Source organism: Mesorhizobium comanense, assembly GCF_005503535.1.
Classification (GTDB): domain Bacteria; phylum Pseudomonadota; class Alphaproteobacteria; order Rhizobiales; family Rhizobiaceae; genus Mesorhizobium; species Mesorhizobium comanense.
In genome coordinates this window covers 616,419-634,437 of record NZ_SCNN01000001.1, presented here as the reverse complement: position 1 = coordinate 634,437, position 18,019 = coordinate 616,419, and the positions used below count along the sequence as shown (strand labels likewise).

Sequence of the window (18,019 nt, the reverse complement as noted above, 5' to 3'; positions counted from 1 at the left end):
GTTCGGCTGATCCCCGACTATCGCGCCAAGCCGTTGCCGTTTGGTTTCCGAATTGCCAACGCTGCCGGGGAACCCTATGTCTGGTCGTCTACACTGGCAACAATGACCCGATGGCGCGTGCTTTCCTTTTCGTCCTGGATTCCTTCGGCATAGGCGGCGCGGCCGATGCCGAGCGCTACGGCGACACCGGCGCCAACACGCTCGCGCACATCGCCGAGGCCTGCGCGGAAGGGCGCGCCGATCGCGAGGGACTTCGCCAAGGGCCGCTTTTCGTCCCCCATATGGCGTCGCTCGGACTTGGCAAGGCGGCCGGGACGGCGACGGGATTGGAGTTTGCCCATTTCGGGACGGATCTGCTCGCCAATGCCTTCCATGGCGCGGCGCAGGAAGTTTCGAGCGGCAAGGACACGCCTTCCGGCCACTGGGAGATCGCCGGCCTGCCGGTGCGATTCGACTGGGGCTATTTCCCGGACACGGTTCCCGCCTTTCCGGCCGACCTGACCGAAGCGATGATCCGCGAGGGCAAGGTGCCTGGCATTCTCGGCAATTGCCATGCGCCGGGTACCGAGGTCATAGAGCGGTTCGGCGAGGAGCACATCCGCACCGGCAAGCCGATCTGCTACACGTCGGTCGATTCGGTTCTGCAGATTGCCGCGCACGAGGTCCATTTCGGCCTCGAGCGGCTGTATGAATTCTGCAAGGTGGTGCGCCGGCTGGTCGATCCCTTGCGCATCGGGCGGGTGATCGCACGGCCGTTCGTCGGCGAAACCACCGCCACCTTCGAACGGACCTACAACAGGCATGACTACGCCGTGCCGCCACCGGAGCCGACCTTGCTCGACCGGCTGACGGCGCGCGGAAGCCGTGTCCTGGCCGTCGGCAAGATCGGCGACATCTTCGCCCATCGCGGAATTTCGCATGTGCGCAAGGCTCCCGGCAACATGGCCATGTTCGACCAGGCGCTCGGCGCGATGGACGATGCGGGCGACGGCGACCTGGTCTTTGCCAATTTCGTCGATTTCGATACCGAATTCGGACACCGCCGCGACGTCGCCGGCTACGCCGCCGCGCTCGAGGCCTTCGACCGGCGGCTGCCGGAGGCATTGGCGAGGCTGAAAGAGGGCGATCTTCTCATATTGACGGCCGATCACGGCAACGATCCGACCTGGCGCGGCACCGATCACACGCGAGAACGCATTCCGGTGATCGGCACCGGCCCCGGCCTCAAAGGCGGCGACATCGGGTTGCGCACGACATTCGCCGATATCGGCGAAACCGTTGCCGAGCATCTGCGGTTGGCGCGCGGCCGCCACGGCACGTCATTCCACAAGACGATAGTCAACCATGCCTGAATTGCCCGAAGTCGAAACGGTACGGCGCGGGCTGCAGCCCGTCCTGGAAGGCGCCCGCCTCGCCAAGGTCGAGGCGCGCCGCCCCGATCTGCGCTTTCCGTTTCCCGAGAAGTTTTCGCAAAGGCTCACCGGCAAGACGGTCACGGCGCTTGGCCGCCGGGCCAAATATCTGACCATGCACATCCAGGACGGCCCGGTGCTGATCTGCCATCTGGGCATGTCCGGCTCCTTCCGCATCGAAACCGGCGACGGCAACGAGACCCCGGGCGTGTTCCACCATGAACGCTCGAAAAGCGAGGCGCACGACCATGTCGTGTTCCATGTCGAGTCGCCCGCAGGAACACATTCGCGCGTGATCTTCAACGATCCGCGCCGGTTCGGTTTCATGCTGTTCGCTGAGGCGCCGCCGGAGACGCATCCGATGCTGGCCGGCCTCGGCGTCGAGCCCACGGGCAATACACTGGATGGCGCGTTGCTGGCGTCGCTGCTCAAGGGCCGCAGGTCGCCGCTGAAGGCGGCGCTTCTCGACCAGAGACTGATCGCGGGGCTTGGCAATATATATGTAGCGGAGGCGCTGTGGCGGGCCGGCCTGTCGCCCTTGCGCGAGGCGGGCACGATCGCCAAACCGGGCAAGAAGGCCAAAGAACAGAGCGAGCGCCTCGCGCAGGCAATCCGCTCGGTCATATCGGACGCCATCGCCGCCGGCGGGTCGTCCTTGCGCGACTACATGCACACCGACGGGTCGCTAGGCTATTTCCAGCATTCCTTCGCCGTCTACGACCGCGAGGGCGCCCCTTGCCCGAAGCCGGGTTGTGACGGCCACATCGAGCGCATCGTGCAGAGCGGACGGTCGACCTTCTATTGCCGGACATGTCAGAGCTGAGTTAGAGCCCGGGAAGACGCGCAGCGTTTTCCCCCGAGAATTGCGTCGAACAGAAGAGTAGATCGGCCCAAGCAAGGAGAAGCAGGCATGGCCTATGAAACGATCATCACCGAGACGCGCGGCAAGGTCGGGCTGATCACTCTGAACCGGCCGCAGGCGCTCAACGCGCTGAATTCGCAGATCCTGGCCGAACTGGTCACGGCGGTGAACGGTTTCGGCGCCGATGCCGGCATCGGCGCCATGGTCATAACCGGCTCCGACAAGGCCTTTGCCGCAGGAGCCGACATCAAGGAGATGCAGTCCATCTCCTATGTGGACGCCTACACGCAGGACTTCTTCGCCGGCTGGGAGGAGTTCACGCGGGCGCGAAAGCCCATCATTGCCGCTGTCGCCGGCTACGCGCTGGGCGGCGGCTGCGAACTGGCGATGATGTGCGATTTCATCATCGCCGCCGACACGGCCAGGTTCGGTCAGCCCGAGATCACGCTCGGCGTCATTCCCGGCATGGGCGGGTCGCAGCGCCTCACCCGGTTTGTCGGCAAGTCGAAAGCAATGGACATGTGCCTGACCGGGCGGATGATGGACGCTGCGGAAGCCGAGCGCTCAGGCCTGGTGTCGCGGGTCGTGCCGGCGGGGGAACTCATCGAGGAGGCCGTCAAGGCGGCCGCCAAGATCGCGGCTTTCTCGCTGCCCTCGGTGATGATGGCGAAGGAGGCCGTCAACCGTGCCTATGAGACGACGCTGACGGAGGGATTGCGCTTCGAACGCCGCCTGTTCCACTCGCTTTTCGCGCTCGACGACCAGAAGGAAGGCATGGCGGCCTTCGCCGAAAAACGGAAGCCGAATTTCACCAACCGGTGAGACGGAGCCGGCCGGCGCGCGAAAGCCGTGGCGTCGACCAAAAAGAACGCCAGCCGGCGTTGACGCGCCGGAAAAGCTGAACTATAAGCCGCACCAACCGAGGCGGCCCCGTGGCTGCCCGTTTGTTTTTTGCGCCCTGCGGCACGCCGCATGCGCCGACCAGATCAGAAGAGAGGCATCATGGCCAACACATCCTCGGCCAAAAAGGCAACGCGCAAGATCGCCCGCCGCGCGGCGATCAACAAGAACCGCCGCTCGCGCGTCCGCACCTATGTCCGCCAGGTCGAGGAGGCGCTTGCCTCGGGCGACAAGGCCGCCGCTCAGGCCGCTTTCAAGGCTGCCGAGCCGGAATTGATGCGTGCCGCGACCAAGGGCGTCATCCACAAGAACACCGCGTCCCGCAAGGTGTCGCGTCTGGCTCAGCGCCTGAAGGTGCTGTCGGCCTGAGATCGCCCCACTAGGCTGATCTTTCTTGAAACCCGGCGATCACGCCGGGTTTTTTCGTTTGCCGGCAAGTACTTAAAAAGAACGCCCGGAAACGGCGTCCCGGGCGGATGTCGAGCTTCGAAATGTTTTGCCGGCACATGCATGCCTGCTGATGGTTGACGCGCTTGAAAAACGGCGCCCCAAAGATTCTTAATCATCAGAAATAAGCTATATTTTCCAATTGCTTATCCATGGTCGTCCACAGCCTGTCCACACCGTGCCAAGGGGACGGTAGGACAACTGGCTGTCAAGCGAATTATTTCAGAAAATTTCAGGACGGCCCGGCTTTTTCATATTCGCCGGAAAAGGTTTTGATTCACAATGGCTTTGTCAAAATATGCCGTAGGGGCATGCGGCGCCGGCTCGCCCGAAGTAACCAGATTCCTTAAAAATCGGTTAGACGTGGCCTTGCCCTATCCACAGCGATTTCGGTAATGTCCATCCATCGAAAGGGACGGGCTCTGGCCCTTAACCCAGCCTCAATCGGCCAGCTTAAATTGGCGGGATTTGCAACGCGGATCAAGTCCGTGGATGGGGTTGTTTGGTCTTTTTCGATACGGTAGGGGACTGGCGTAAACTAGAACATGGCAGGTCGATGGCGCGCCGGCGTTTTCGCCGGACGGTATCGTGTTGCCTGACATACCCAACGCGGACTGGCTTCCATGGGCCGGCACCGGTTCCCTGAGATAGTGGGCGACGTTCATCTGCCAGCGGCGGCAGCGGGCATCGTAGCAAATGACAGTCGCTGGAGCACGGATGCAGGAGGCGCATCCCCAGCGGAAAAACAGGTACAAAGACAAGGAACTCGATCATGCAGAGCGGCGTCGAAAGGGAGCATACAAATGATATCCCATTTCCAGGAAATCTGATCGGAGCGAGCGAGATGGCGGTCTCCAGCGACGCGGAGCAGAAGTTCGACCGGGTCAAGGCCCAACTGAAGGCACGCCTGGGAACCGAGGTCTATTCGAGCTGGTTCGGCCGCATGAAGGTCGCGGAGGCCTCGAAGGGCATTGTCCGCATCTCGGTGCCCACCGCTTTCCTGCGCTCATGGATCAACGGCCACTATCTGGACCTGATTTCCGAACTCTGGAAGCAGGAGGATGCCGACCTCCTCAAGATCGAGATCGTCGTGCGCACCGCCACCCGCCAGGGTCGCGGCAACGCCGAGCCGGAGCTGGCGCCCGCGCGCAAGATGACGCGTCAGACCCAGACAGCACTTGCCGCCGGCACGGCGAGCCCAGGCAGGGTGGAGCGGGCAGCCGCGCCGCGTCCGGGCGTCGCGGCCGAGGGCGAATTCCGCCACAACGTGCTCGGATCGCCGCTCGACCCGCGCTACACGTTCGGCTCCTTCATCGAAGGCCCGTCGAACCGGGTGGCCTTCGCCGCCGCCAAGGCGGTGGCGGAATCGCAGTCGAGCGCCGTGCGCTTCAATCCGCTTTTCCTGCACGCGACCGTCGGGCTCGGCAAGACGCACCTGCTGCAGGCCATCGCGGCGGAATCGCTGAAGCAGAATCCCAAGTCACGCGTCGTCTACCTGACGGCGGAGTATTTCATGTGGCGCTTCGCCACCGCGATCCGCGACAACAACGCGCTGACGCTGAAGGAGCAACTGCGCGACATCGACCTTTTGATCATCGACGACATGCAGTTCCTGCAGGGCAAGTCGATCCAGCATGAATTCTGCCACTTGATCAACATGTTGCTCGACAGCGCCAAGCAGGTCGTCGTCGCCGCCGACAGGCCGCCGTCGGAACTGGAATCGCTCGAGCCGCGCGTTCGTTCGCGCCTGAACGGCGGCGTGGCGCTCGAAATGTCGGCACCCGACTTCGCCATGCGTCTCGGCATGCTCAAGCTGCGGCTGGCGACCGCGAGGCACGACGACGCGTCGCTCGACATTTCAGACGAAATTCTCAATCACGTCGCCCGCACGGTGACCGGCAGCGGACGCGAACTGGAAGGCGCCTTCAATCAGCTCCTGTTTCGCCAGTCGTTCGAGCCGCAGATCACCATCGACCGTATCGACGAGATCCTCGGCCACATCTACCGCACAGGCGAGCCGAAGCGGGTCCGCATCGAGGACATCCAGCGCATCGTGGCGCGCCACTACAACGTGTCGAAGACGGAACTTCTGTCGAACCGGCGTACGCGCACCATCGTCAAGCCGCGGCAGGTCGCCATGTATCTGTCGAAGGTGATGACGCCGCGTTCGCTGCCTGAAATCGGACGCCGCTTCGGCGGCCGCGACCACACCACGGTGCTGCACGCGGTGCGCAAGATCGAGGACCTTTCCGGTGCCGACAACACGCTGGCGCAGGAACTCGAGCTGCTGCGGCGGCTGATCAACGACCAGGCTTGAGCGGGTTCGAAAACGCCAGGCGGCGCGTGTCGCCGGCTTTATCCCCAGAAAGCCCGCGTCGCCGGCCCGAACCGGTGGCGCGGGCTTGCGTTTGCTGGCTTTTTCCTGTCAGTTTACGCAGATTCTGAAGTCAGTTCAGACGTTTCGCGGGGCGCCGCCAGCCGGAGACCCGTTCATCCATTCAAGCGAGCCTGTTTCGTCATGCGTGTTATTCTGGAACGGTCAAATCTCCTCAAGTCGCTCAACCACGTCCACCGCGTGGTCGAACGGCGCAACACCATACCGATCCTGTCCAACGTGCTGCTCAGCGCGGAGGGCGCCAGCCTCGAAATGAAGGCCACCGACCTCGATCTGGAGGTGACGGAAGCCACGCCCGCCAAGGTCGAACGCGGCGGGGCGACGACGGTTCCGGCACATCTGCTCTACGACATCGTGCGCAAGCTCTCGGACGGCGCCGAGGTGATGCTGAAGACGGACGAGGACGGCAACGCCATGACGGTGACGTCGGGCCGCTCGAGCTTCCGTCTACAGTGCCTGCCGCAATCCGATTTCCCCGAGCTTTCCGCCGGATCCTTCTCGCATATCTTCCGCATCGACTCGCTCGCCCTCAAGGGCCTGATCGAGAAGACGCAGTTCGCCATCTCCACGGAAGAGACGCGCTATTATCTCAACGGCATTTACCTGCACACGCACGAGGTTGGCGGCAAGCTCAAGCTGCGTTCCGTGGCAACCGACGGCCACCGCCTGGCCCGCGCCGAGATCGACGCGCCGGCGGGTTCGGAAGGCATGCCGGGCATCATCATCCCGCGCAAGACGGTGAGCGAGTTGCAGAAGCTGGTCGACGATCCGGATGTCGCCGTGACCACCGAACTGTCGGACACCAAGATCCGCTTCACCATCGGCAGCGTCGTCCTGACCTCGAAGCTGATCGACGGCACCTTCCCGGACTATCAGCGCGTCATTCCGACCGGCAACGACAAGAAGCTGATCCTCGACCGCCAGAGCTTCGCGGCGGCGGTCGATCGCGTCTCGACCATTTCTTCCGAACGCGGCCGCGCCGTGAAGCTTTCGATCAGCGAGGGTCAGGTGATGCTCGCGGTCAACAATCCGGATTCCGGCAGCGCCACCGAGGAACTGGCGGCCGACTATTCCGCCGACCCGATCGAAATCGGCTTCAACGCCAAATATCTGCTCGACGTCGCCGCGCAGCTGACCGGCACCGAGGCCAAATTCATGCTGGCCGACGCCGGTTCACCGACGCTGATCCACGACATGGCCGACGAGACCGCACTTTACGTGCTGATGCCGATGCGCGTATAGCCCGCGCGGCGTTGGCCTCGCGGCGACAAGCTCTGGCCGCGGCGACTTCTACAGGCGGATAGCGGTTGCCGGAACAAACCCATATAAGTAAGCTGACGCTTACGAATTTTCGCAACTACGCGACACTGGCGATCGATCTCGCCCCTGGCGCCGTAGTGTTTTCCGGCGACAACGGTGCCGGCAAGACCAATCTTCTCGAAGCGATTTCCTTTCTGACACCCGGGCGCGGCCTACGCCGCGCGCCTTACGGGGACGTGGCCCGCGAAGGTGGCGACGGCGGGTTCGCACTGCATGCCCGGCTCGACGGACCTGGCGGCCAGATCGAGATCGGCACGGGCATTTCCGGCAGCGAAAGCGAGGGCGGCCGGCGGGTGCGCATCAACGGCGCCACCGCGCGCTCGGCCGAAGACATGCTGGAATGGCTGCGCGTGATGTGGTTGACGCCGGCCATGGATGCCTTGTTCACCGGACCGGCCGGCGATCGCCGGCGCTTCCTGGACCGGCTGGTGCTGTCGATCGACCCTGGCCACGGCCAGCGTGCGCTCGACTACGAAAAGGCCATGCGCGGCCGTAACCGCTTGCTGACGGAAGGCTCGCGCGATACCAGCTGGTTCGAGGCGATCGAGAGCCAGATGGCCGAAACAGGCGTGGCGATCGCCGCGGCGCGCGCCGAAATGGTGCGCCTGCTGGCCGCCATGATCGACAGGCTCCCCGGTTCCGGGCCGTTTCCGCAGGCCGACATCGGCCTCTCGGGCGATCTGGAGGCGGAAATCGCCAATGCGCCGGCGGTCGATGTCGAGGAACGGTTCCGGCGGGCGCTCGCGGCCGGCCGTGACCGCGACCGCGCCGCAGGGCGCACGCTCGAAGGCCCGCACCGCTCCGATCTCGTGGTCAGGCACCGGCCCAAGGCGATGCCGGCCGAACTCTGCTCGACTGGCGAGCAGAAGGCATTGCTGGTCGGCATCGTGCTGTCGCATGCACGGCTGACCGGCGAGATGTCGGGCATGACGCCAATCCTGCTGCTTGACGAAATCGCCGCTCATCTCGACGGCGGAAGGCGCGCAGCGCTGTTTTCGATCCTGGAGGAGTTGAACTGCCAGGCCTTCATGACGGGAACCGACGCGGCGCTGTTCTCCAGCCTGGCCGGCCGCGCCCAGTTCCTGACGGTCGACCACGGCATGGTCGGGCCGACGGCCTGATGGGCGGTACGTATGTCGACCCGCATCTCCAAGCGCCAATGACAAGGTTTTTCAGCCGCGATATTGTCCAGACATGACCACCACGCTCACCGCCGACGAGATCGAACGTTATGCCCGCCATATCGTGCTGCCGGAAGTCGGCGGTGCCGGCCAGCAGAAGCTCAAACAGGCGCGGGTGCTGGTGATAGGCGCTGGCGGGTTGGGCGCGCCGGTGCTCGAATATCTTGCCGCCGCCGGCGTCGGCACGCTCGGCATTGTCGATGACGACACCGTGTCGCTGTCCAATCTGCAGCGCCAGGTCATTCACGGCACCGACAGTATCGGCATGCCGAAGACCGAGAGCGCCAGGGCGACTATCGCCCGCATCAATCCCGGCACAGGCGTCGAAACACATATGTTCCGGCTGACCGAGGACAATGCCCCTGCCCTCGTCGCCCGCTATGACCTCGTGGTCGACGGTTCCGACAATTTCGAGACCCGTTATGCGGTGGCCGATGCGTGCGAGAGCGAACACAAGCCCCTGGTGCATGGGGCGGTGGGGCGCTTCGATGGTTCGCTGACGGTGTTGAAGCCGTTCGAAAGAGACAAGGACGGCAAACCGAACCCGGGTTACCGCGACCTTTTTCCTGAAGCCCCGCCGCCGGGTCTTGTGCCGTCCTGCGCCGAAGCCGGCGTGCTTGGCGCGCTGACCGGCGTTGTCGGCACGCTGCAGGCGATGGAGGCGATCAAGCTGATCACCGGCATCGGCGAGCCGCTGATTGGCCGTCTGCTGCTCTATGATGCGCTCGCCGCGCGCTTCGAAACGATCCGCTACAAGAGACGCTGATGTCAGGACGGTCTAGTGTCTCGATCACGAGGATACCGGCCGGCTTCGCGCGTTGGGACGAGGTGCTTGCCCTGATCCTGGAGGCTTTCGCCTTCATGGACGGCGTCATCGATCCGCCGTCGTCGGCCCACCGCCTGAGCGTCGATACATTGCGCATGAAGGCCGATCGGGAAACAGGCTTCCTCGCGCTCGACAAAGGCCGGATCGTCGGTTGCCTGTTTGCTCTTGAGAGGGCTGACGACTTTTATGTCGGCAAGCTTGCCGTAGCCCCGGATCGACATGGCCGAGGTATCGGTCGAAAACTGATGCGGGCGGCCGAAGTTCTCGCATCCGGTCGCGGCAAGCCGGCACTGGAACTCGAGACGCGCATCGAGCTTGTCACCAATCACGCCACCTTTGCCCGGCTCGGCTTTCAGGAAACCGGTAGGACGGCGCATGAAGGCTACGACAAGCCGACCTCGATAACCATGCGCAAGTCCATTTCGTAAGTTTCCACTTACCTTCTTGGACCGTCAGGTTCGGAGCGGCAGGACGCGATCGGGCGGCCTATGGCCATCCACGAAAGCCCTGATGTTGATGATGACCTTTTCGCCCATGTCGATGCGGCCCTCGAGCGTGGCCGACCCCATATGCGGAAGCAGCACGACCTTGTTCCTGGCGGCGAGCTTGAGCAGCTTGCCGTTCAGCGCCGGCTCGTGCTCGTAGACGTCGAGGCCGGCGCCAGCGATCTTGCCGTCCTGGATCAGCTTGACCAGCGCTTCCTCATCGATGATGTCGCCGCGCGCCGTGTTGACGACATAGGCCGTGGGCTGCAACAGCGCCAGCCGCCGCGCCGACAGAAGATGGAAGGTGGCGGGCGTCGACGGGCAGTTGACCGAGATGATGTCCATGCGGGCCAGCATCTGGTCGAGGCTTTCCCAATAGGTCGCTTCCAGGCCGTCCTCGACGGCCGGCAGCACGCGATGGCGGTTGTGATAGTGGATGGAAAGGCCGAACGCCTTGGCCCGCCGGGCGACGGCGGTGCCGATGCGGCCCATGCCGACAATGCCGAGGCGCTTGCCCCAGATGCGCCGGCCAAGCATCCAGGTCGGCGACCAGCCCGCCCATTTCTTGTCGCCGGTAAGCACGTTGGCGCCTTCCGCCAGCCGGCGCGGCACCGCCAGCATCAGCGCCATGGTCATGTCGGCGGTGTCTTCGGTAAGCACGTTGGGCGTGTTGGTGACCGTGATGCCCTTCTTGGCCGCCGCCGCGACGTCGATCTTGTCGACGCCATTGCCGAAATTGGCGATCAGCTTGAGATTGTCGCCGGCCTGGGCGATCAGCGCCGCGTCGATCTGGTCGGTCACCGTCGGCACCAGCACGTCGGCTTCCTTGACGGCGGCGACCAGCTCGGGCTGCGTCATCGGCCTGTCCTCGACATTCAGTCTGGCGTCGAAAAGCTCGCGCATGCGGGTCTCGACCGGGTCGGGCAGCTTTCGCGTGATGACCACGAGAGGCTTCTTTTTGCCTGCCATTTTATCCCTCGTTGAGACCTCTTTAACCAAGACCGGCGAAACTGAATGCTGGTCGCGGCAGCCGAATTACCCATGTAACAAGCGGTGCCGCCGAAGACAAAGAAAAAGGGGCGCCGCAGCCATGGGGTCGGCGCCGAAAGGAACGAAAGTGTCTGGTTTCGCGTCGCTTCGCCTGAGCCTCAGCGCAGCATTTCTCGGCGCTCTCCTTTATTCTCCGCTGGCCGGCGCGCAGAGCGCCGCGGCACCCGCCCAGGGCGTCGTCACGCTCGGGCCGAGTGGCCTGCCGCTGCCGCGATTCGTCAGCCTGAAGCCAGCGCGCGTCAACTCGCGCGTCGGCCCCGGCGCCAACTACTCCGTCAACTGGATGTATGTGAAGGCCGGCCTGCCGATGGAGGTCATCCAGGAATTCGACACATGGCGCCGCGTGCGCGATGCGGACGGTTCGGAAGGCTGGATCAACCAGTCGATGCTCTCGGGCCGGCGCACCGCCATCATCGCCCCCTGGCAGCGCGGCAAGGGCGGCGAGATCAATCTCATGAAAAGCCCGGACAAGGACGCCAGGGTCGTGGCGATCGTCGAGCCGGGCGTCATGGGCACGATCAAGACCTGCGACGGCCAGTGGTGCGAAATGACGCTCGACGGCCATACGGGCTGGCTCGCCCAGTCGACGGTCTGGGGCGCCTATCCCGGCGAACGGGTCAAGGACTGATCCCCGACCAGCGTCGACCAAGGACCGTTCGGGCCGAAGCCCGGCGATGACGCATCAACGTCCGATACGGCCGAGATGAGTGTCCTGGAAGCTGGTCGACAATTTGAGGCCGTAGCCCAGCGCACGATCGATGGCGATGTGGGCGATCCAGATCAGCGCCACCGCGATCGCCACAGCATAACCTGACAGGTACCCGACGAGCAGCAGCAACACCGGTACGATCAGGATGTGCAAGGCGTTGTAGGCAGTGGCGCCGATGCGCGGCCCTGCCAGATAACCAAACATCGACAGGTCCGGCGCCAGGATAAGCACCACGAAGAGCCACCAGGAAACGCCTGACGAAGCGTAGAAGACGACAGCGGCGGCCGCGACGGCAGCCCATTCGAGGCGGATCATCAGGTCGAGCGGTTTCATTCCTGACTAATTGCTTCGGCATGGCCGCGTATTGCGGCCCCGCAGATCATTCTCGCCTCGGCGGTCATTCCTGACGCTTGGGGCGCAGCCTCACCACGATATCGACATTGGCGATTTCCATCCCCTCGGGCGGATCCGGCAGGTTGGTGACCGTGACCGGGCCATTGGCGATGTCGAAAATCCGGTTCTCGCCTTCGACATAGAAATGATGGTGGTCGGAAGTGTTGGTGTCGAAATAGGTCTTGGCACCCTCGACAGCCAGAATGCGCAGCAACCCCGCCTGGGTGAACTGGTGGAGCGCGTTGTACACGGTGGCCAGCGACACGGGCACGCCGGCGGCGAGCGCCTCCTCGTGCAGTTCCTCAGCCGACAAATGGCGGTCGCCCTTGGCGAAAAGCAGGTCGGCAAGCGCAATGCGCTGACGCGTCGGCCTCAGGCCGGCATCACGTACACGCTTGTCCACAGCGACATATTCCTTCGGGCAGCCCCGGTCCATCTGGTCGTCCAAGCTCACAGTTCCGCCTCAAGACACGCCCAGAATGGCAAAAAGATGAATGTCTGCCGAAACCGGACCCCTGCTGACATATATTCTGTCGTCGGAATGCGATCAATAGCGCGCATTGACCCCGGCAGGCTGGCGGGTTAAGCGCAAACGCCGGTTTCCGGCCTGAAACAGATTGTGTTAGGACACCAACGACAAGGGCGCGCTACCGCCCGGGACGATATGGGGAAAGATTGATGGCGGGTTCGAAATCCAGCTACGACTACGACGAATTGCTGGCCTGCGCCCGCGGCGAACTGTTCGGCGAGGGCAATGCCCAGCTGCCCTACCCGCCGATGCTGATGTTCGACCGGATCACCGAGATCAGCGAGACCGGCGGCGCCTTCGACAAGGGCTTCATTCGCGCCGAATTCGATATCAAGCCGGACCTGTGGTTCTTTGCCTGCCATTTCATCGGCAACCCGATCATGCCGGGATGTCTCGGCCTCGACGCCTTGTGGCAGTTGACCGGATTCTACCTCGGCTGGCTCGGCGAACCCGGCAAGGGCATGGCGCTGTCGACCGGCGAGGTCAAATTCAAAGGCATGGTGACGCCATCGGTCAAGAAGGTCGAATATGGCGTGGATTTCAAGCGCGTGATGCGCGGTCGCCTGGTGCTGGGCATCGCCGATGGCTGGATGAAGGCCGATGGCGAGCCCATATATGCGGCGACGGACCTGAAGGTCGGTCTGTCCAAGCAGTCGGCGGTCGCTTGACCGCAGCCCCGGCCGGCCCGTTGGCCAGTATTCCTGGAAGGAGTTGCGAATGAGACGTGTCGTAGTCACAGGCCTCGGCATCGTGTCGTCGATCGGCAACAACGCCAACGAGGTGCAGGCCTCGCTGCACGACGCCAGATCGGGCATCAGCTTTTCGGATTCCTTCGCCGAGCATGGCTTCCGCTGCCAGGTCTGGGGCGCGCCGACGCTCGACCCGACGCCGATGATCGACCGCCGTGCCATGCGCTTCCTCTCGCAGGGCGCCGCGTGGAACCATGTCGCCATGGACCAGGCGATCGCCGATGCCGGCCTTGGCGAAAGCGACGTCACCAATGAGCGCACGGGCATCGTCATGGGCTCCGGCGGCCCGTCCACCCGCACCATCGTGGAAGCGGCTGAAACCACGTTGAAGAACAACAGCCCCAAGCGCATCGGCCCGTTCGCCGTGCCGAAGGCAATGTCCTCGACCGCTTCGGCGACGCTTGCCACCTGGTTCAAGATCCACGGCGTCAACTATTCGATCTCCTCGGCCTGCTCGACCTCGGCGCATTGCATCGGCAATGGTTATGAACTGATCCAGTGGGGCAAACAGGACATCGTGTTCGCCGGTGGCCATGAGGATCTCGACTGGACGATGTCGGACCTGTTCGACGCCATGGGCGCCATGTCGTCTAAGTACAATGACAAGGCATCGACCGCTTCGCGCGCCTACGATGCCAACCGCGACGGCTTCGTCATTGCCGGAGGCGCCGGCGTGCTGGTGCTGGAAGAGCTGGAGCACGCCAAGGCGCGCGGCGCCAAGATCTACGCCGAGATCGTCGGCTACGGCGCGACGTCGGACGGCTACGACATGGTGGCGCCTTCGGGCGAAGGCGCCATCCGCTGCATGCGCCAGGCGCTGTCCACGGTTTCCACGCCGGTCGACTATATCAACACCCACGGCACGTCCACGCCGGTGGGTGACTCCAAGGAAATGGGCGCCATTCGCGAAGTCTTCGGCGAGAAGATGCCGTTCATCACCTCGACCAAGTCGCTGACCGGCCACTCGCTGGGCGCGGCGGGCGTACAGGAATCCATCTACTCGATCCTGATGATGCAGGGCGGTTTCATTGGCGAAAGCGCCCATATCGAGACGCTCGACCCCGAGTTCGAAGGCATGCCGATCGTGCGCAAGCGCATCGACAACGCCAAGATCGACACGGTGCTGTCGAATTCCTTCGGTTTCGGCGGCACCAACGCCACGCTCGTTTTCCAGCGCTATTCCGCATAAGGCCAATTTTTTCAACAAGGATTGCCGGCCATGGACGGATTGATGAAGGGCAAGCGCGGGCTTGTCATGGGTGTTGCCAACGACCATTCCATTGCGTGGGGCATCGCCCGGAAATTGTCCGAACACGGGGCGGAACTGGCTTTCAGCTATCAAGGCGAGGCCTTCGGCCGGCGGGTCAAGCCGCTCGCCGACAAGCTCGGCGCCTCGCTGGTCGTTCCCTGCGATGTCGAGGACAGCGCTTCCGTGGCCGCCACGTTCGAAACGCTGGGCAAGGCCTGGGGCGGGCTGGACTTCGTCGTCCATGCCATCGGATTTTCCGACAAGAACGAGCTGAGGGGCCTCTACGCCGACACCAGCCGGGACAATTTCGTCCGCACCATGGTGATCTCCTGCTATTCCTTCACTGAGGTCGCCCGCAATGCGGCGCCCCTGATGAAGGAGGGCGGCTCCATGGTCACGCTGACCTATGCCGGTTCCGTGCGCGTCATGCCGAACTACAATGTCATGGGCGTCGCCAAGGCCGGCCTGGAAGCCAGCGTGCGCTACCTTGCCAACGACTACGGCCCGCGCGGCATCCGGGTGAACGGCATTTCGGCGGGACCGGTGCGCACCCTTGCCGGCGCCGGTATTTCGGACGCCCGCCACATGTTCTCCTACCAGCAGCGCAACTCGCCGCTGCGCCGCACAGTGACCATCGACGAGGTCGGCGGCTCGGCGCTTTATCTGCTCTCGGACCTTGCCTCGGGCGTCACCGGTGAGATCCACTACGTCGATTCCGGCTATCACATCGTCTCGATGCCGGCGCTCGAAGAGTTGAAGCAGACCGATGGGGCTCGCGACTGAGGAGGTGGCCTCGCCCCGCTTCGGGCATAGGGCGGCAGGTACTTTGCAGTAAAGAAATTATCCTCTCCAGTAAAATTGGATGCATTCGCGGAAACTCATTTTAAGAAGATTTCCGCTATAGAGTCCCGCAATCTGGGGACCCTTACATGCCTGCCGTCAGCAATCCGAAGCGAACACCGGTGTTCCGACTGCTCACGATAGCAAGTTCGGGCATTGGCAGTTTCGTGCTCGGTCTCTGGGGTCTCAAACAGGGTCTCGGAGCCGGGTTTGCCGGCATACCGGCCGACATGATGGTCGCGATCCTGGCCGCGCTTTGCGCGTTGGCGGCTTCGGTGGCGGCAATGTCCTTCTTCGCCGGCGTCGATGAATCCGCCGATTTCGTCTTCAAGGAAACCCATTTCGACAAGCTGACGGGACTGCTGGCGCGCCCGGCGATGGTCGGCAAGATCGCCGAGGCCGCGTGCGCGACAAGCCGCACCGGGGAACCGGTGTTCCTGATCGATATCGACATCGACCGGTTCAAGCAGATCAACGACGCGATCGGCTACAGCCAGGGCGACGAACTCATCCGCGCCTTCACCAAGCGCCTGCAGGCCTGCGTGCCCGAGCGCGCCTTGATCGGGCGGATAGGCGCCGGCGAGTTCGCGGTGCTGCTGCCGGACCACCAGATCCATGGAACGATGGAAGGCATGGTGGAGAGGCTCATCGATGAGATGATGGAGCCTTATGAACTCAGCAGCCACCAGCAATCGGTCAGCCTTTCGGTGGGCATCGTGGCGATGCCAAAGGACGGCATCGATCCCGTCCTCATCCTGCGCCGTTCCAATCTGGCATTGCAGAATGCGCGTGCGGGCGGGGTTGGCAACTGGTCGGTGTTCGACAGCGAGATGGGCCGCGTGGCCGAACATCGCCAATGGGTCGAATCCGAGCTCCACACCGCTTTCGAACGGGGCGACTTCGACCTCCATTATCAGCCGCAGCTCGACCTGCCGACCGGCCGCGTCGTCGGCTACGAGGCCCTGATCCGCTGGAAACATCCCGAGCGCGGCATGATCCCGCCCATGGAATTCATCCAGATCGCCGAGGAAACCGGCATGATCAACCCGATCGGTGAATGGGTGCTGCGCAAGGCCTGCAGCGACGCCCGCCATTTGCCGGACGACTGCTTCGTCGCCGTCAACATCTCGCCGGTCCAGTTCATGACCAAGGACTTCGTCGGCATTGTCCGCGACACGATGCGGACCACCGGCATCAAGCCATCACGGCTGGAGCTGGAAGTGACGGAGACGGCCATGATGCAGGACCGCGACCGTGCCGCCGCCATCCTGAAGGAGCTTGCCGAGATGGGCATCTCGGTCGCCGTCGATGATTTCGGCACCGGCTATTCGAACCTCAGCTACCTCATCGATTTCTCGTTCGGCAAGCTGAAGATCGACCGCTCCTTCGTCAGCCGCATCGATACCGACTCCAGCTCCGGCGCCGTCGTCTCGACCATTGTCGGGCTCTCGCGGGCGCTCGGCGTCAGCATTATTGCCGAAGGTGTCGAGACAGAGAGCCAGGCAACGCTGCTAAGGGCCGCCGGCTGCGAAGTCGTGCAGGGCTACCTGTTCGGCCGCCCGGCGCCGCTCAAGATCAGGCTTGGCGAGGCACCTGCCACCGAGGACATGCGGCTCGTCGCCAATTTGCATTGATAGGGCGTCCCGCTCGATCAGCGCCGCGCGGCGAACACCTTGAACATGCCGTCACGGGCAATTTCCGTGTGGCTTGAGAAGACCGCGGAAAGCGCCGCCTCATAAGGCAGCTGACGGTTGGCAACCATGAACAGCCGGCCCCCGGGTTTGAGAGCCTTGGCGGCAACGCGGACCATGGCTGCGCCAATTTCCGGTTCGGCAGCGCGGCCGCGATGGAAGGGCGGATTCATGACGACCGCGTCGTAGCGGCGTTCCACCGCTTCGGCCAGCAGGTCGATCCAGAAGAAGCCCGTGGCCGCTGTGCCACCCAAATTGCCCCTTGCCGCTTCCAGCGAGGCGAAGTCCGCTTCGTAGAGGTCGAGACCCGACAGGTCGGGAAAGCGCCTGGCAACCTCGCCCGCCAGATAACCCCAGCCCGCGCAGAAATCGGCAAAGCTGCCGCGCAGCTCGCCGGGCAGGTTGTCGACAAGCAGTCTTGAACCGGCATCGACCTTGTCGAAGGAGAACATGCCGGGCGCGGTTTGAAAGCGGCTATCGACCAGCAAACCAGGATTGGCGGCACGCAGTTTTTCCGCGGCGTCCGCATCGGCGGGCCGCCGAAACCAGAAGGCCGTGCCATGGTATTTCGGCAGATGGCCATCGAGCGGCACAAGCTCGTCGATGCGCTTGCGCAGGCTGGCGATGCCGTCATCCTTGCCGCCGGCAACGACGATCAATCCGCCCGGCACCACCCGCTCGAGGGCCTCGGCAACGCGCAATTCGTTCTGGCCCCGATGGCGACCGGCAAGCACGAGACCGGCATCAAAAGCATTGCCTTCGGGTTGTGGGGTGACGGCAAATCCCGTCGTCTGCAAGGCGCGGAAATACGGCCTGAAGCCTTGCACCAGATGGAGCGCGGCCTCGAAACCATGCGGCAGGCGCAGGCCTGGTTCGGCGCCGAGGAAAAGGACCCGCTCGCCCTTTCGCGGCGAGGAGAGTGCCTCGGCCTCGAATGGGTGGAAGAGCGTCTTCAGCGCCTCAGCGGACATTGCCTGGTCT

At 63.6% G+C, this 18,019-nt stretch carries 18 protein-coding genes; 14 read left to right on the top strand and 4 right to left on the bottom strand.

What is annotated here, in order from left to right:
* Positions 1–110 precede the first annotated feature (110 nt).
* From FFS37_RS03000 to FFS37_RS02960, 9 genes are all read left to right on the top strand, one after another.
* Complete coding sequence (locus FFS37_RS03000; RefSeq protein WP_137929437.1) at positions 111–1,352, top strand: phosphopentomutase; 1,242 nt, start codon at positions 111–113, stop codon at positions 1,350–1,352.
* Complete coding sequence (gene mutM / locus FFS37_RS02995) at positions 1,345–2,235, top strand: bifunctional DNA-formamidopyrimidine glycosylase/DNA-(apurinic or apyrimidinic site) lyase (protein WP_137929436.1); 891 nt, start codon at positions 1,345–1,347, stop codon at positions 2,233–2,235. Before FFS37_RS03000 ends, mutM begins: the two co-directional genes overlap by 8 nt.
* A gap of 87 nt (positions 2,236–2,322) precedes the next feature.
* On the top strand, positions 2,323–3,096 hold the full coding sequence (locus FFS37_RS02990) for an enoyl-CoA hydratase (protein WP_137929435.1): 774 nt from the start codon (positions 2,323–2,325) through the stop codon (positions 3,094–3,096).
* Between the two features lie 180 nt (positions 3,097–3,276).
* Entirely contained in the window at positions 3,277–3,543 is a 267-nt protein-coding gene (rpsT, locus tag FFS37_RS02985) for a 30S ribosomal protein S20 (protein ID WP_027026587.1), read from the top strand.
* Between the two features lie 922 nt (positions 3,544–4,465).
* Positions 4,466–5,938 (top strand): chromosomal replication initiator protein DnaA, encoded by a 1,473-nt coding sequence (dnaA, locus tag FFS37_RS02980; protein WP_408631423.1) that lies wholly within the window; start codon positions 4,466–4,468, stop codon positions 5,936–5,938.
* 201 nt (positions 5,939–6,139) lie between these two features.
* Entirely contained in the window at positions 6,140–7,258 is a 1,119-nt protein-coding gene (dnaN, locus tag FFS37_RS02975; RefSeq protein WP_137929433.1) for a DNA polymerase III subunit beta, read from the top strand.
* 65 nt (positions 7,259–7,323) lie between these two features.
* Complete coding sequence (recF, locus tag FFS37_RS02970; RefSeq protein ID WP_137929432.1) at positions 7,324–8,457, top strand: DNA replication/repair protein RecF; 1,134 nt, start codon at positions 7,324–7,326, stop codon at positions 8,455–8,457.
* 73 nt (positions 8,458–8,530) lie between these two features.
* Entirely contained in the window at positions 8,531–9,283 is a 753-nt protein-coding gene (locus tag FFS37_RS02965) for a molybdopterin-synthase adenylyltransferase MoeB (protein WP_137929431.1), read from the top strand.
* Positions 9,283–9,771, top strand: a complete 489-nt coding sequence (locus tag FFS37_RS02960) for a GNAT family N-acetyltransferase (protein WP_137929430.1) — start codon at positions 9,283–9,285, stop codon at positions 9,769–9,771. Before FFS37_RS02965 ends, FFS37_RS02960 begins: the two co-directional genes overlap by 1 nt.
* Before the next feature lie 24 nt (positions 9,772–9,795).
* Here FFS37_RS02960 and FFS37_RS02955 read toward each other — a convergent pair whose 3' ends face one another.
* Complete coding sequence (locus tag FFS37_RS02955; protein ID WP_137929429.1) at positions 9,796–10,797, bottom strand: 2-hydroxyacid dehydrogenase; 1,002 nt, start codon at positions 10,795–10,797, stop codon at positions 9,796–9,798.
* A gap of 148 nt (positions 10,798–10,945) precedes the next feature.
* Here FFS37_RS02955 and FFS37_RS02950 point away from each other — a divergent pair, with 148 nt between their 5' ends.
* Positions 10,946–11,506 carry an SH3 domain-containing protein gene (locus tag FFS37_RS02950; protein ID WP_137929428.1) on the top strand — a complete coding sequence of 187 codons (561 nt, stop codon included), beginning with the start codon at positions 10,946–10,948 and terminating at the stop codon, positions 11,504–11,506.
* Between the two features lie 54 nt (positions 11,507–11,560).
* Here the strand turns inward: FFS37_RS02950 and FFS37_RS02945 are convergent, their stop codons facing one another.
* Positions 11,561–11,920: a DUF4260 domain-containing protein gene (locus tag FFS37_RS02945; RefSeq protein ID WP_137929427.1), complete on the bottom strand. Its 360-nt coding sequence runs from the start codon at positions 11,918–11,920 to the stop codon at positions 11,561–11,563.
* A gap of 64 nt (positions 11,921–11,984) precedes the next feature.
* Positions 11,985–12,416, bottom strand: coding sequence for an iron response transcriptional regulator IrrA (gene irrA, locus FFS37_RS02940; RefSeq protein ID WP_171026165.1), 432 nt, complete (start codon positions 12,414–12,416; stop codon positions 11,985–11,987).
* A gap of 242 nt (positions 12,417–12,658) precedes the next feature.
* On the opposite strand from irrA, the gene fabA reads away from it, so the two are divergent.
* The 4 genes from fabA (at position 12,659) to FFS37_RS02920 (ending at position 16,981) form a co-directional block, all read left to right on the top strand.
* Complete coding sequence (gene fabA, locus FFS37_RS02935; RefSeq protein WP_137929425.1) at positions 12,659–13,177, top strand: 3-hydroxyacyl-[acyl-carrier-protein] dehydratase FabA; 519 nt, start codon at positions 12,659–12,661, stop codon at positions 13,175–13,177.
* Positions 13,178–13,226: 49 nt separating this feature from the next.
* On the top strand, positions 13,227–14,447 hold the full coding sequence (gene fabB / locus FFS37_RS02930; RefSeq protein WP_137929424.1) for a beta-ketoacyl-ACP synthase I: 1,221 nt from the start codon (positions 13,227–13,229) through the stop codon (positions 14,445–14,447).
* 30 nt (positions 14,448–14,477) lie between these two features.
* The gene (gene fabI / locus FFS37_RS02925; RefSeq protein WP_137929423.1) at positions 14,478–15,290 is read left to right on the top strand and encodes an enoyl-ACP reductase FabI; all 813 of its coding nucleotides are present in this window, start codon (positions 14,478–14,480) and stop codon (positions 15,288–15,290) included.
* A gap of 146 nt (positions 15,291–15,436) precedes the next feature.
* Entirely contained in the window at positions 15,437–16,981 is a 1,545-nt protein-coding gene (locus FFS37_RS02920) for a putative bifunctional diguanylate cyclase/phosphodiesterase (RefSeq protein ID WP_137929422.1), read from the top strand.
* A 17-nt stretch (positions 16,982–16,998) separates the two neighbouring features.
* Here the strand turns inward: FFS37_RS02920 and FFS37_RS02915 are convergent, their stop codons facing one another.
* Positions 16,999–18,009, bottom strand: coding sequence for a class I SAM-dependent methyltransferase (locus tag FFS37_RS02915; RefSeq protein WP_137929421.1), 1,011 nt, complete (start codon positions 18,007–18,009; stop codon positions 16,999–17,001).
* Between the last annotated feature and the right edge of the window lie 10 nt (positions 18,010–18,019).

Bases quoted from the DNA above. Each gene is read 5' to 3' on its own strand.
- fabA (WP_137929425.1), top strand. From the start codon at position 12,659: ATGGCGGGTTCGAAATCCAGCTACGACTACGACGAATTGCTGGCCTGC.
- rpsT (WP_027026587.1), top strand. From the start codon at position 3,277: ATGGCCAACACATCCTCGGCCAAAAAGGCAACGCGCAAGATCGCCCGC.
- irrA (WP_171026165.1), bottom strand. From the start codon at position 12,416: ATGGACCGGGGCTGCCCGAAGGAATATGTCGCTGTGGACAAGCGTGTA.
- FFS37_RS02945 (WP_137929427.1), bottom strand. From the start codon at position 11,920: ATGAAACCGCTCGACCTGATGATCCGCCTCGAATGGGCTGCCGTCGCG.
- FFS37_RS02955 (WP_137929429.1), bottom strand. From the start codon at position 10,797: ATGGCAGGCAAAAAGAAGCCTCTCGTGGTCATCACGCGAAAGCTGCCC.
- fabI (WP_137929423.1), top strand. From the start codon at position 14,478: ATGGACGGATTGATGAAGGGCAAGCGCGGGCTTGTCATGGGTGTTGCC.
- dnaA (WP_408631423.1), top strand. From the start codon at position 4,466: ATGGCGGTCTCCAGCGACGCGGAGCAGAAGTTCGACCGGGTCAAGGCC.
- FFS37_RS03000 (WP_137929437.1), top strand. From the start codon at position 111: ATGGCGCGTGCTTTCCTTTTCGTCCTGGATTCCTTCGGCATAGGCGGC.
- FFS37_RS02960 (WP_137929430.1), top strand. From the start codon at position 9,283: ATGTCAGGACGGTCTAGTGTCTCGATCACGAGGATACCGGCCGGCTTC.
- FFS37_RS02990 (WP_137929435.1), top strand. From the start codon at position 2,323: ATGGCCTATGAAACGATCATCACCGAGACGCGCGGCAAGGTCGGGCTG.
- FFS37_RS02915 (WP_137929421.1), bottom strand. From the start codon at position 18,009: ATGTCCGCTGAGGCGCTGAAGACGCTCTTCCACCCATTCGAGGCCGAG.
- FFS37_RS02965 (WP_137929431.1), top strand. From the start codon at position 8,531: ATGACCACCACGCTCACCGCCGACGAGATCGAACGTTATGCCCGCCAT.
- FFS37_RS02920 (WP_137929422.1), top strand. From the start codon at position 15,437: ATGCCTGCCGTCAGCAATCCGAAGCGAACACCGGTGTTCCGACTGCTC.
- mutM (WP_137929436.1), top strand. From the start codon at position 1,345: ATGCCTGAATTGCCCGAAGTCGAAACGGTACGGCGCGGGCTGCAGCCC.
- fabB (WP_137929424.1), top strand. From the start codon at position 13,227: ATGAGACGTGTCGTAGTCACAGGCCTCGGCATCGTGTCGTCGATCGGC.
- dnaN (WP_137929433.1), top strand. From the start codon at position 6,140: ATGCGTGTTATTCTGGAACGGTCAAATCTCCTCAAGTCGCTCAACCAC.